This window comes from Shimazuella kribbensis DSM 45090 (assembly GCF_000428065.1).
Classification (GTDB): domain Bacteria; phylum Bacillota; class Bacilli; order Thermoactinomycetales; family Thermoactinomycetaceae; genus Shimazuella; species Shimazuella kribbensis.
On the sequence record NZ_KE386621.1, the window covers coordinates 16,316 to 29,400 of the forward strand.

Annotated in this window: 12 protein-coding genes; 2 read left to right on the plus strand and 10 right to left on the minus strand. The window is 39.0% G+C overall.

The window, feature by feature from the left end:
* Positions 1-64 precede the first annotated feature (64 nt).
* Genes A3GQ_RS0121850 through A3GQ_RS0121860 form a run of 3 tightly spaced genes read right to left on the minus strand, consistent with a single transcriptional unit; the run spans position 65 to position 3,359 of the window.
* The gene (locus A3GQ_RS0121850; RefSeq protein ID WP_028778823.1) at positions 65-1,339 is read right to left on the minus strand and encodes an ABC transporter substrate-binding protein; all 1,275 of its coding nucleotides are present in this window, start codon (positions 1,337-1,339) and stop codon (positions 65-67) included.
* 17 nt (positions 1,340-1,356) lie between these two features.
* Positions 1,357-2,379, minus strand: a complete 1,023-nt coding sequence (locus A3GQ_RS0121855) for a Gfo/Idh/MocA family protein (RefSeq protein ID WP_028778824.1) — start codon at positions 2,377-2,379, stop codon at positions 1,357-1,359.
* 11 nt (positions 2,380-2,390) lie between these two features.
* Entirely contained in the window at positions 2,391-3,359 is a 969-nt protein-coding gene (locus tag A3GQ_RS0121860) for a sugar phosphate isomerase/epimerase family protein (protein ID WP_028778825.1), read from the minus strand.
* 313 nt (positions 3,360-3,672) lie between these two features.
* Between A3GQ_RS0121860 and A3GQ_RS0121865 the strand changes: the two genes are divergently transcribed.
* Together A3GQ_RS0121865 and A3GQ_RS28575 are read left to right on the plus strand one after the other, a co-directional pair.
* Positions 3,673-4,686: a LacI family DNA-binding transcriptional regulator gene (locus tag A3GQ_RS0121865; RefSeq protein WP_037465894.1), complete on the plus strand. Its 1,014-nt coding sequence runs from the start codon at positions 3,673-3,675 to the stop codon at positions 4,684-4,686.
* A 125-nt stretch (positions 4,687-4,811) separates the two neighbouring features.
* On the plus strand, positions 4,812-4,949 hold the full coding sequence (locus A3GQ_RS28575) for a DUF3885 domain-containing protein (RefSeq protein WP_156877898.1): 138 nt from the start codon (positions 4,812-4,814) through the stop codon (positions 4,947-4,949).
* A 254-nt stretch (positions 4,950-5,203) separates the two neighbouring features.
* Here A3GQ_RS28575 and A3GQ_RS0121875 read toward each other — a convergent pair whose 3' ends face one another.
* The 7 genes from A3GQ_RS0121875 to A3GQ_RS25940 form a co-directional block, all read right to left on the minus strand.
* Positions 5,204-5,581 (minus strand): hypothetical protein, encoded by a 378-nt coding sequence (locus A3GQ_RS0121875; RefSeq protein WP_028778827.1) that lies wholly within the window; start codon positions 5,579-5,581, stop codon positions 5,204-5,206.
* A gap of 430 nt (positions 5,582-6,011) precedes the next feature.
* Complete coding sequence (locus A3GQ_RS0121880; protein ID WP_028778828.1) at positions 6,012-6,365, minus strand: hypothetical protein; 354 nt, start codon at positions 6,363-6,365, stop codon at positions 6,012-6,014.
* A gap of 339 nt (positions 6,366-6,704) precedes the next feature.
* Positions 6,705-8,003 carry an MFS transporter gene (locus A3GQ_RS0121885; protein ID WP_028778829.1) on the minus strand — a complete coding sequence of 433 codons (1,299 nt, stop codon included), beginning with the start codon at positions 8,001-8,003 and terminating at the stop codon, positions 6,705-6,707.
* A gap of 217 nt (positions 8,004-8,220) precedes the next feature.
* Positions 8,221-8,994, minus strand: coding sequence for a succinate dehydrogenase iron-sulfur subunit (gene sdhB, locus A3GQ_RS0121890; protein ID WP_028778830.1), 774 nt, complete (start codon positions 8,992-8,994; stop codon positions 8,221-8,223).
* Complete coding sequence (sdhA, locus tag A3GQ_RS0121895) at positions 8,991-10,748, minus strand: succinate dehydrogenase flavoprotein subunit (protein WP_037465898.1); 1,758 nt, start codon at positions 10,746-10,748, stop codon at positions 8,991-8,993. The genes sdhB and sdhA overlap by 4 nt, the downstream gene beginning before the upstream one ends.
* Before the next feature lie 16 nt (positions 10,749-10,764).
* Complete coding sequence (locus tag A3GQ_RS0121900) at positions 10,765-11,421, minus strand: succinate dehydrogenase cytochrome b558 subunit (RefSeq protein WP_028778832.1); 657 nt, start codon at positions 11,419-11,421, stop codon at positions 10,765-10,767.
* Positions 11,422-11,843: 422 nt separating this feature from the next.
* Positions 11,844-13,013, minus strand: a complete 1,170-nt coding sequence (locus A3GQ_RS25940; RefSeq protein WP_028778833.1) for a D-glucuronyl C5-epimerase family protein — start codon at positions 13,011-13,013, stop codon at positions 11,844-11,846.
* Positions 13,014-13,085 lie beyond the last annotated feature (72 nt).

The following is a 13,085-nucleotide window of genomic DNA, read 5'->3' on the forward strand; positions in this document are numbered from 1 at the left end:
ACTCACCACCTATAGAATATGGAGAGTCATGAGGTGACTCCCCATAAACATTTCTATTCCTTCTTTATTTTTTCAGGATAGCATTCAATTTTGTCTCGATGTTTTTCACGGTTACTTCAGCTGTTTGTTGTCCGCCGATAGCTTTAGCAAGCTCAATTTGCATGGCGTCAGAAATAGCTGGGTAAACAGGTGATACTGGGCGAGGAATTGCTTTGCTAATTCCTTCAATAAAGTTTTTATTTGCATAAAGTGGGTTAGAATCTTGTACAGCTTTATCGTCAAAAGTCGGTAGGTAAGTAGGGGTAGAACCATACTGAGCTGAGATTTTTTGTCCCTCAGGACCGGTAATAAATTTTAAGAATTCCCAAGCTTCTTTTTTGTGTTTGGAGTATTTGTTAATACCAGCCATCCAACCGCCTAAAGCAGCAGCAGAGCCTTGATCTCCAGCAGGTAATGGAGCCACGCCAACTTTTCCAACGATCTTAGATTGTGCTTTATCTTCTGCAAGAGCGTATTGATATGGCCAGTTACGAATGAATGGAGATTGACCTTGAATAAAGGAAGTGTGTGATTCTACTTCCGTAAAGGTAGAAATGTTTTTAGGAACAACATCTAATTGGGCAATCTCCATCATTTTTTTCAACCCTTTGATTGTCTCAGGGCTATTTACCACAACATTACCTTTTGCATCCAAAATTCTACCACCATAAGAACCGGCGAATTCGATGAAATTACATACAAGCCCTTCGTATTGCTTAGCTTGCATAAGGTATCCAAACTGCGTACCGCCTTGCCCTTTTAATTGTTTTGATTGTGCGATCAATTCATCCCATGTTTTAGGAGGATTTTTTACTAAATCCGTGCGATAAAATAGGAGACCGGCATCAATAAAACGAGGCATTGCATATTGCTGACCGTTCACATTCCCAGCTTCAACATTACCTTGGACATATTTATCCATAGGAATGCTATCGCTTTGAATGTAGCGGTCTAAAGGTTGAAGATAACCAGCTTGTCCAAACTCAGCAGGCCAGATAACGTCTAGGTCAATTACATCGATTTCGCTAGACTTACTGCTGAGCATGGTGACGAGTTGATCATGATTTTGTCCAGAATCTGCAGGCATTTCTTTGAATTTTACTTTGATGTTAGGATGAGTGTTTTCGAATGCTTCGATCAATTTTGTCGTACTTCCATTTGCATCTTTTCCACGAGCAAAGGTGAGGGTTACAACTTCAGATGTTTTTTTATCTTCTGCTTTTGGAGTAGAACAAGCAGTTACACCAACAACCAAACTAGCAATAATACCAAGCGATAGAAGCTTTTTCCCTAATTTCATCATGTTTCCTCCATGTTCTAGTATGCGATAGGAATAGTTTTTCTCTCTTCACTTGATTGTAGTGCTGCTAAGACAACTTTAATCGAATTAAGGCCGTCTTGACCTGTAATAGGAACAGGTTGATTATTGATCAATGCTTCCACAAATGCATCAATCACTCCGCTATTTAGTTGTACTTCATTGGTAGACACAGCCTCTGCACCATGTTTTTCTACTGAACTGTCACGGTACTCGACAATCAGTGGAAATTCGGGATCGGAGATTAATCTCATTGTGCCATTTTCAAAATGAATCGTCGTACTATTGTCTTCTCCAGGGACATGGGTCCAACTGGTAGTAATCGTGCCAATTGCTCCAGAAGTAGTTTTAGCTACAATGGCGGCATTATCGTCCACATCGCCAGGTTTTTGTAATGTAGCAATAAGTGCACTTACCTCAACGATTTTCTCATCTAAAAGCCAAGTGATGAGATCGATTTTATGCACACCAAGGTCTCCCAAAGAACCAATAAATGCCTTCTTTTTCGAGAAAAACCATGAATTTTCTTTTTCTACACTCCATTGTTCTGGTCCACCATGAGCAAAAGTAGTACGGAAAGTTAAGACTTTCCCAAGTTTTCCACTTTGAATGACTTCTTTTGCGATAATGTGAGGAGAAAAATAACGTTGATTGTAGCCGATCATCAGTTGCACATTATTTTCTTCTGCGGTTTGGATCATTTCTTCTGCTTCTTCCAATGTAATGGACATTGGTTTTTCACAGAGCACATGTAAACCATGTTTCATTGCAGCGATAGAGATTGGTGCATGAAAAGCGTTTGGTGTACAGACACTTACTGCATCTAATTTTTCGTTAGCAAGTAGCTCTTGAAAGTCGTTATATGCGGTTCCGCCGTAGAGAGTAGAAAACTCTTGAGCTCTTTCGAGTACATCATCTGAAAATGCGACAAGTTTGACATTTGGATTTTGTGCGTATTCTGGAATATGGCGGTGTTTGGCAATGCTACCACAGCCGATGACTCCGATACGTAATGGTTCCATGGTATTCACTCCTAATTCCACCATAAGCTTGGTAAAGGTTCTTGTGGGATAACTTGTTTTAGATTGTCAACTGCTTTTTGGAATCCTTCTTCTGCTGAGAAGAATGCATCTTCATGTTCAATGCTTACGACATAATCATATCCGATTACACGAAGTGTGCTAAGGATATCAGCCCATGTTTTCATGTCATGGCCAAAGCCGACGGTACGGAACTGCCATGCACGTGTTTGCAAATTCTCAAAAGGTTGCATGTCGGTGACACCATACATGTTCACATGTTCTTGGTCGATGATGGTATCTTTAGCATGGAAGTGATAGATCGCATTTTCTCTACCTAAGATTTTAATTGCGGCTACTGGATCAATACCTTGCCACCACATATGACTTGGATCGAAATTAGCTCCGATCACCTCCCCCACAGCTTCGCGTAATTTCAATAAGGTTGCTGGGGTATGGACAGAGAAACCACCATGAAGTTCTAATGCGATTTTGACATTGTGATCTTGAGCAAATTTTCCTGCTTCTTTCCAATAAGGAATAATTTTCTCTTCCCATTGCCATTTTAAGACATCGCGGTTCTCGGTTGGCCAAGTAACGACAGGCCAGTTTGGATATTTTGCATTTTCGTGGTCACCAGGAGTGCCAGAAAAACAGTTGATTACTGGAACGTCTAACTTTTCTGCTAATAGAACGGTTTGAAGAAATGCATTGTGGGATTCCTCAGCGAAAGCACGATCTGGGGTAAGAGGATTACCATGACAACTGAAAGCACTAATGGTTAATCCTCTATCATCAATGGCTTTCTTGAAAGCTTGTAATTTGGATTCGTCCTCTAATAGCTCCCCGGGATTACAATGTGCATTACCAGGATAGCATCCAGTGCCAATCTCCACTGCTTCGATGCCTTTTGCTTTGACGTGATCTAGCATTTCCTCTAGATTCATTTTGCTAAATAGTACTGTAAAAGTACCGAGTTTCATGTAAATCATCCTTTATAAAATACTGGAAAACGTTTGCACGAAATGGGATAATAAAGCAATTTTCCGTGCAAAATATGTCCGATAACTTGACACAAAAAAAACATAAAGAAACCGCTTTCATATGTGGTAAATTATCAAGACTACGTTTGCCTTTATCCTACAATAAAAAAATCGATATGAAAACTATTTTTTTTATGCAATTTTAGGCAAAGTTGAAGAAATTATATTATAATACATAAAATTCTATATGATATTGCATATGTTTTCTTATCTGGTAATATAGTAATGGAAACGTTTGCACAGGAGGTTGAATATGGCTGCTGTAACAATTAAAGATGTGGCTCAGGTAGCAGGAGTTTCGCCTTCTACTGTATCACGGGTTATTTCCAATCACCCTAAGATAAGCCATGCTACTAGAAAAAAAGTACGAGATGCAATGACTAAGCTCGATTATCATCCTAATATTATGGCGAAAAGCCTTGTTTCAAAGAGTACCAATACGATTGGACTTGTCCTTCCGTACTCTTCTAATAATCTATTTATTAATCCATTTTTCTCTGAAGTTTTACGAGGAATGTTAGCATATGCCAATAATAAAAATTATGACCTGTTATTATCATCTGCTCGAAATCAAAGTGAAGAACTAGAGGCCGTTAATCGTATGGTATTAGGTAGACGGATCGATGGTGTAGTTTTAATGAGTCCCATCCGAGACGATGTAATTGTAAAAAAATTAATTGAATATGATTTTCCATTTGTATTATTAGGGAGATCGATGGAGTATCCAAACGTTCTCTCTGTTAATAACGATAATATAAAAGCTTCCTATGATCTAACCAATCTACTGATATCTCAAGGTCATCACAAAATTGGTATTGTTACGGGGAATCCAGAGTTGGTCGTTTCGCAAGATCGCTTAGATGGATTTAAAAAAGCACTGGAAAAAGCAGGGTGTATCTTGAATCCAGATTGGATTATCAGTGCGGAAATGTTAGAGAAAAATGGATATCACACGATTTCCATGTTAATGAATGCGGAAGATCGACCAACTGCAATTTTAGTTATTGATGATGTGATTGCGATTAGTTTGATTCGAGAATTGGTAGAAGTAGGATTTCAAATACCAAAAGATATATCCATTGTTGGGTTTAACAATATTTATATGTCCGAAATGAGTAATCCGTCGATCACTACCGTAGATGTAGGTATTTATCAGTTGGGATATCAAACGGTGCAACATCTCATACGCAAATTAACTGGAGAGAAGAATGTACCTACTCAAGTAATCGTACCTCATCGTCTTATCATACGTGAATCAACTAAATAGGCCTTTTGATCAACTTAGCCATTTATAAAATAGGATGAAAGAAAAATCGTAATTAGCACGAGTATACGATGGTATCTTTGAACCATATGTAACAGAAGAAATGAGTGTACCGATTGATAAATTCTGTGAAAGAGTTTCTAAATGCTTTTTTTCCTCAGTTGTCCCTTGAACCACCCCTTTTTTATAGTTGGAATACAGGGATTCGATTTCAACTAGGGGAAGATTATGATAGAGAGCAGATCGACAATACATTTAAATCTTAATTATATTTGTATTTTACATATTATTATGCTATAATAACAGCCGTGTTGAAACTTATATAAGATAGACAGAGAGAGTTCATGTGTTGGAAGCCCAATTCATTTGGCGCGGTCTTTGGAGCCGCAAAGATGAAAGAGAGGTAGGGCTTTTGTCGTTTTTGGTTTTCCATGCAAGTTTAAATAAGAAGTTTCTTTGTTTAACTAGAACAGTTCATCATATAAAAAACCGCACCGATGGTGCGGTTTTTCCATTCTTATCAAACAACATGATTTGTACCATCTAGTAGGGAGGTTTGCTCTATTCTGCTAAAGTTATTTTCATATCCTATAAACCAGTGAAATGTACATTTGCTGAAAGCAAGAAACTTTTCTATTAATTCCATGCTCAATGGTAATTTCATAGCAGCTTGCAATGTCTTTTCTGATGAATAGTGGATTTGGATTTGAAAGAAAAGATTACGAAGAGGAGTCCTGTCATAATCGTTATAGGGAGTAGATCTCAATTGGATACAATTGATTTTTTCTACACCTTGGATTTGCAATGTTTGTGGTGCTATTTCTTTTTCAAAGAAGTCAAATATCTGCAAGTGATCAGTATCTGGTTTTAGTTCCATAATAAGTGTGACAATGTACATAAAGACAACCCCTCTTATTAAGATGGAAACAGATTATTGCCCTAAAATGGTGGAAGCATGATTCATTTTCAAGAGTCTATTTTCAATACATAAAGGGTGGATGGAAAAGTATTCATTATGTTAAAAGTAGATATTTTTATATAATTAGACTAGTGGTTTACTTTCAATGTTGATGAAAACTCTAGATGAGCAAATTCACTAACATTTTGTTCTAAATCTGCTAATGCATTCAATAAGTATTACTTTTTAGAGACCTAGGAATATGTTTGCTTTCTGAGTCTGCTACAAAGAACACAGAGGATGCTCCAACCAGCAAAGTGAGACTAGGTGCACAGCGACACATAGTGAGACTTGTTCCCAAGGCTCAGGTGTATATCTTCGTTTGGTGTTATTTGTATCTATTTTTTCACTCGAAATAGCTAGTAATTCTTTATTTTATCGTAGGAGATTTTCTAGTAAAGGTTTTCTCATGTCCCACAAACCAGTGAAATTTACACTTACTAGAGATAATGAATTTTTTGATAAGTATCATAGTTTCAGGTATTTGGAGGGCTTCTTGTACTGCTTCTTCGGATTGGAATGAGATTTGAATCTGATAAAATAAGTTTCGAAGTGGTGTCCTATCGTACTCGTTAAATGGTGTTGATTTAAGCTGAATACAAGTAATTTTTTCTATTCCTGGTATTTTTAGGGATGGAAACGCAATCTTTTCTTCATAGAAATCAATGACTTGTTTGTAGTTTGTTTCAGGCGTGAGTTCCAATATAAGAGTTATAATATACATAAGAACAACCTTTCTTGTTGTAATCAAATATATATTTCAATCAACAAGGTATTCGATAGTTTAGGGTTATTTTCCTACTTGAACTATAGTTAATTTTATTAAATTAGAATTTTTTTTGCAATCGATTACAAGTGATCGATCATGATCTGTATGTATCGTTTTTTATTTTTAATAAAAGAAGTTACAGGGTGCATATATGAAAATTTTTCCATGATCATTGATTCTGGGTCAATTCCTGATGTGGTTCTCTGTATATCCCTTTGATTGGTAAATTATTGCAATAATATTATATCCCCCTCCAATTTTTGCTTGAAGGAGGGGGAATCCAGGTTTGTTTTTCTATTTGTTTTTAAACCTAGACATCATGGACAAAACGGAGCAGCAACTGATGAGGATGATGGATAGCAACCATACGAGTCGATATCCCAACCCAGTTGCAGCTATTCCTCCGAAGCCAGCAACACCGATGAAGGCGCCAAACTTTGAGAGGGCAGCATTGGTTGCTACACCAGTAGCTTGTTGATGGCCCTTCCGATAGGCTTTGATCCTCTCCACTTTGTCTCTCCTCTTATAGGCTGATTCTTCCCCGAGGTGGTTATAGCACATGATGTGTCCTCGATGTGCAAACCCACCTACAACCGCAACCGCTACCAATACACCTACTGGCATTGGTGATAGGGTGAGAATGAAGCTAACAAATCTGATGCTCAAAAAAGGAGCTTGCTGGAAGGAAAGATCCGCCCAGAGTAGGAGGGCTTTACCTGCAACTTCTTTGTATGCAACCAAACCCAAGCTCCAAATGAGCAGGATGTTGCACACATGAATTACACCTTTATCGCCTATCCTCTTGACCAAATAATTGAGAATAGGTGTGGAAATCATATTGGCTACACCATAGCACACCTGAAACAGGACGATTAGCAATCCTGATTCGAGGTATACAGGCATAAAAGCACCAATAGGACCATAGGCGCTAAAGCTCGCTAGGCTAACCCAACACGCTCCCAGGGAACTGCTGTTGATCCAGTTCCCCATGAATGTTTTGGGGTAATGCTCCGTCTCTTGTGTCTCTTTTTTATCTGACGGATTCGGGATGGAGTATAGCAAGCAGATGCAGACAATGCTCATTACTACACCAGCGATCACCATGAAACTAAGAGAAGTGTAGAGAACCATTGCTAGTCCTACCAAAGTTCCCGTTAGTTCACCAAATGTGCTAAAGGAGTTGCGAGTGGATCGCATTTTCCTACGCTGGTTCTCATTCTCAGGAAACATCTTTCTGAGAATACTCGCAATGAGGATTGAAGCTCCAGTCCCTGACACAGAGTTGAGTGCTCCATGGAGAAATGTAATGATGGATAGCTGTGTGAGATTAGTCCATCCCAGATAAGACAAGATGACTGGGATGGTCAACAAATATGTGATCAAGGTCACATACTTTGCATCCCATCTCGCTACAAGCCTACCACCCAACAGAGCACAGAAAACACCAGATAGATAGGAGCTTCCGACAACCCATCCACCAAAGTGGAATCCTCGCATTTCGGCCAAGACGATGATTGGAGCAAAGAAGCAGTTTTTTGAAAACAGCTCTAGGAACGCGATTATTGTACTTTTAATGTATGGACTTCGATGCATGGCGATCCCCTAGCGGGAGGAGCTACTGGCTTTGAATCTATGTTATCAGTTTATTTTTGAAAGATACAGTAATATCAAATTTCAAAGATGATTTTCTACTCTTTTCACATATGGAAAGGGTTTGTTGTATGTCTGACGCATGGGGTTATTCTATTATGAATTCTCTCCATATAAAAAACCGTTCCTCCCAATATAAATGAGAGGAACGGTTTTTGTTTTAGAAAGACAACCATTTTTTAAACATATGTTTTGTTGCTTCGCGGTTCATGGTAGCGATCGCAGTGGTAAGTGGGATACCTTTTGGACATGCTTGTACGCAGTTTTGGGAGTTTCCACATTGTTGCAATCCACCATCGGAGATCAATGCTTCGGTACGTTCTTCTTTGTTAAGCGCACCAGTTGGATGAGCATTAAATAAGGTTACTTGTCCGACTGCAAATGGCCCGATGAAAGCAGAATTGTCATTGACGTTTGGACATGCTTCTAGACAAACTCCACATGTCATGCATTTGGATAGCTCATAACGCCATTGTTGTTCTAAAGCAGATTGTCGAGGTGCTGGACCCAAATCGTGGGTACCATCAACAGGAATCCATGCTTTTACTTTTTTCAGTGCGTCGAACATTCGACCACGATCCACTACAAGGTCACGCAAGACAGGGAAGGTACTCATTGGACCGATGCGTATAGGTTGTTGTAGTTTATCTACAAGAGCTGTACATGCTTGTCGAGGTTTGCCATTTACGACCATCGAACATGCACCGCAAACTTCTTCCAGACAGTTGGATTCCCACTGAATAGGAGCTACCGTTTCACCCTTTGCATTCACCGGATTACGTTGGATTTCCATCATAGCAGAGATAATGTTCATGTTTTTCCGGTAAGGAACGTGAAATTCTTCATTGTATGGTTTGCTATCTGGACCGTCTTGTCGAGTAAAAATCAAGTGAACCGTTTGTTGTTGTTCCGCTACAGCTGTTTGTTCACTCATTTCTTGTCACTTCCTTTCGCCACATCGTAACGACGAGCGCGTGGCTTAATTAATGAGGTATCGACATCTTCATATGTTAATTCTGGTCCTTCTGGTGTAAAGCGAGCTTTGGTCGTTTTTAAGAAGTTTTCATCATCGCGTTCTGGGAATTCTGGTTTGTAGTGTGCGCCACGGCTCTCATTACGATTGAGTGCTCCGAGTGTTATCACACGAGATAGTTGCAACATATTCCATAGATGACGAGTAAATGGGGCAGCGGAGTTGCTCCATCTGCTAGTGTCCACCATGTTGATTTTTTTGTAACGCTCCATTAATTCTTGGATTTTTTCATCCGTTTTTTGGAGACGGTCATTGTAGCGTACCACTGTTACATTATCTGTCATCCATTCGCCAAGCTCACGGTGGATGACGTATGCATTTTCGGTACCTTCCATTTTAAGGGTATTCTCATATTTGTCTTCTTGTTCTTTACGTTGGGATTCAGAGAAAGTAGGATCAAAGTCATTCACGGATTTACCTAAACCACGAATATATTCAATCGCTTTTGGTCCCGTGATCAAACCTCCATAAATACAGGAAAGCAGGGAGTTTGCCCCAAGACGGTTTGCACCATGATATTGGTACTCACATTCTCCAGCAGCAAATAATCCAGGTATATTGGTCATTTGATCAAAGTCTACCCAAAGTCCCCCCATGGAATAGTGAACAGCAGGGAAGATCTTCATCGGAACTTTACGTGGGTCTTCACCAATAAATTTCTCATAAATCTCAATGATCCCGCCAAGTTTGATATCCAATTCTTTCGGGTCTTTGTGAGAAAGATCAAGATAAACCATGTTTTCTCCGTTAACCCCAAGTTTTAGGTCAACACAAACTTTAAAAATTTCACGTGTAGCAATGTCCCGTGGAACGAGGTTTCCATAAGCAGGATATTTTTCCTCTAGGAAATACCAAGGTTTTCCATCTTTATATGTCCAAACTCGTCCACCTTCACCACGAGCGGATTCCGACATGAGACGAAGTTTATCATCTCCAGGAATCGCTGTAGGATGTACTTGGATGAATTCACCGTTTGCATAATATGCACCTTGCTGATAAACCGCGCTAGCAGCAGTACCTGTATTGATCATAGAGTTGGTAGATTTACCAAAAATGATACCAGGGCCACCAGTTGCTAAGATAACAGCATCAGCCGAGAATGCTTTGATTTCATTGCTGCGCATATCTTGTGCAACAATTCCACGACATCTGCCTTCCTCATCTTGAACAATCGAAAGGAATTCCCATTGTTCATATTTTACTACTTTCCCTTCAACTTCATATCGACGAACTTGTTCATCTAGGGCATATAGTAATTGTTGGCCAGTAGTAGCACCAGCAAAAGCTGTCCGGTGATGTTTGGTACCACCAAAACGACGGAAATCAATTAGACCCTCAGGAGTACGGTTGAAAGGTACACCCATGCGGTCCATCAAGTAAATGATTCCAGGAGCTGCTTCACACATTGCTTTTACAGGTGGTTGGTTAGCAAGAAAATCTCCACCATAAATGGTGTCATCAAAGTGTTCCCAAGGAGAATCTCCCTCTCCTTTGGTATTAACTGCTCCATTAATCCCACCTTGTGCACAAACAGAGTGGGAGCGTTTCACTGGGACGATGGAGAATAAGTCAACAGAAGCACCTGCTTCAGCAGAGCGTAAGGCTGCTGCAAGTCCTGCCAGACCGCCTCCAACGATAATTATTTTTTCGTTCATCTGGTTTTGCTCCCTTCTATTGTAATGTTGCCACATTACTGGCAAAGTTTGGGTCGTTAAAAGCAGCTAAAGCGCTGAGACCAAAATAAGAAATGATAACAAATGCTACAATCCATACCCATGTGGAAACGAGTTGGGCACGTGGACCGACTGTAACTCCCCAACTTACGAGGAAAGACCACATGCCATTACAGAAATGGAAAACGGTAGAAATAACACCTATAGCATATAAGATAGCAGTTATATCATTGGATAAAATACTCGCTGTATCCATCGCTAATTCGTTCGCTGTTGGTGTAGGATCAAACAACAATTGAACGCGTGTTTGCCATACATGCCAAATGATAAAGACAAGCGTAATTACGCCAGTTATTCGTTGTAGCACAAACATGTAATTCCGAAATGTACCAAATTGACTTACATTATTCCGTGCACGGAATACGATGTAAAGTCCATAGAAAGCATGGTACATCAATGGAATAAAGATAAAAAAGATTTCAAGGACAGGCAGAAGGGGGATCCCCCAAAGAAAATTAACTGCTTCTACAAATGCTTCTTTACCTTGCGTTGCATGATAGTTCGTATAAAGGTGTTCAAGCAAAAAAAATCCAACCGGTATCACACCAAGTAGGGAGTGAAGCCGCCGGTTGAGAAAATCAGTCTGATTGCTCACAACTAAGCCTCCATTTCTCATTACCAAAGTGAATATTTCACTGGTTCTTTCAACGTTTCTTATTGTACTCCCAATATCTATAGAGCGTCAAGAAATCGACATCGATACTTGTCGGAATGGAAAAGCTTTCAAAAATAGAAAACCCACACAGACAAGAGAAATCTTTCTCTATATTTTCTTTTTGTGAAGAAGTATTTTTTTAGACAAATTGCTAAAAGTGTACTCATTTTGGGAGAGTGCGTGATGCTGTAATGGGATATGGGAGAGTCTAGTTTTGGTATTGAGAATTTTTTTGTTCTATTACAAAGTGACTCTCATCGTTATAGTGTCTGTATTTGTAAAAATTATGATAGAGAACAAATCCTATTTTTTATGTGATGTAAGAAGACCACTCCATCCATCTGAGTGGTCTTCTTTTTTATTTATTTTTTAGCAGGTACCGGTTTTTGATTTAGAAATGTTTCTATTTCATCCGATGTAAAGCCACTTTTCACTTTTGTATCTGGAGAAGCTGGTGCGAGTGAGCGGGAAGTGCTTGAAGTAGTACTGGATGTTGTTAGTTTGACAGTATCGTTGTAGAAGCGAGTGCTCATGTTGTTAAAACGAATATCGCCTGTCATTTTGTATAACTGTTTGAGTTGGCGAATGTGAATATTATGATAGGTGGAACTAGCTGCATTGTTGTATTTTAATCCATAGTAACTATAGTTATTGGGGAGACGGTAGCGATCTCCATAAGCCAATATAGTTGTCATTCCACCTTGAAGATACGTTTTTGCAATGGTATTTCCGGTTGCATTATAGTAGTCGTACAATCCATATAGAGCGAAGATAAATCCATTTAGTATGCGGTTGTGCGCTTTTGTTTCGGTAGGATATTCTTCTAACCACTCATATTGGTACCCATCAGATGTGGTTACCCATGGTTTTGCACCTGGCATCGTACGAACAAATTTTAGCATGGATTTTAGGGTACGATTCGCATAGGTTAAATATTTTGTCTCTTTTGTGACTTGATATATTCGAATGTATAAGGATAGAGCTTGTCCTTGTGACATTGCTGAAAACCAAGGTGATGTTAAGGTTTCAGTGGAACGACCTAAAACAGTGTACTTAAATTTATAAGCAAAAAAGAGGGAACCATCGGAATAGGAAGCAGATAACGTTGCTAAATGATTTGCGTATTGTTTTGCCTTTTCTAGGTATTCTGGTTTATTTAATTGTTTGTAAGCATTTAGATAATACAATCCATTTCCGGCAGTTCGAACAGGGTGATAGTAGGTAGAGCCGCCATATTGTATCATAGGCATCCCATTTTTATCCAACAGAAAAGGAGAAACTGGTTTTGTTAATTCTTCTACAGACTTTCCATTTACAAAGTCATAGTAGTAGGGATCATCAGTCTGAGCAGTTAAGTTTTTAATGGTGAATGGATAAACATATACACGATAGGTACTATTAAAGGTACCAACATTGGTATACGGTTTTACTATCGGGTTTGGTCTAGTTGTTACTGCATTTGCAATAGAATGAATGGATGTTCCTAATGCAAGAACACTGACAAGGGAAGAAACGATTATTTTTTTAAACAAGTATGTACCTCCTAAATAAATTTATTAGAACAGGCTTAATTATAAGTGATTTATAATTTAAATGTAAAATAA

What these genes read in the sequence shown, in the direction of transcription:
- A3GQ_RS0121850 (WP_028778823.1), bottom strand. Translation starts at nt 1,339, where the DNA reads ATGAAATTAGGGAAAAAGCTTCTATCGCTTGGTATTATTGCTAGTTTG.
- A3GQ_RS0121855 (WP_028778824.1), bottom strand. Translation starts at nt 2,379, where the DNA reads ATGGAACCATTACGTATCGGAGTCATCGGCTGTGGTAGCATTGCCAAA.
- A3GQ_RS0121860 (WP_028778825.1), bottom strand. Translation starts at nt 3,359, where the DNA reads ATGAAACTCGGTACTTTTACAGTACTATTTAGCAAAATGAATCTAGAG.
- A3GQ_RS0121865 (WP_037465894.1), top strand. Translation starts at nt 3,673, where the DNA reads ATGGCTGCTGTAACAATTAAAGATGTGGCTCAGGTAGCAGGAGTTTCG.
- A3GQ_RS0121875 (WP_028778827.1), bottom strand. Translation starts at nt 5,581, where the DNA reads ATGTACATTGTCACACTTATTATGGAACTAAAACCAGATACTGATCAC.
- A3GQ_RS0121880 (WP_028778828.1), bottom strand. Translation starts at nt 6,365, where the DNA reads ATGTATATTATAACTCTTATATTGGAACTCACGCCTGAAACAAACTAC.
- A3GQ_RS0121885 (WP_028778829.1), bottom strand. Translation starts at nt 8,003, where the DNA reads ATGCATCGAAGTCCATACATTAAAAGTACAATAATCGCGTTCCTAGAG.
- sdhB (WP_028778830.1), bottom strand. Translation starts at nt 8,994, where the DNA reads ATGAGTGAACAAACAGCTGTAGCGGAACAACAACAAACGGTTCACTTG.
- sdhA (WP_037465898.1), bottom strand. Translation starts at nt 10,748, where the DNA reads ATGAACGAAAAAATAATTATCGTTGGAGGCGGTCTGGCAGGACTTGCA.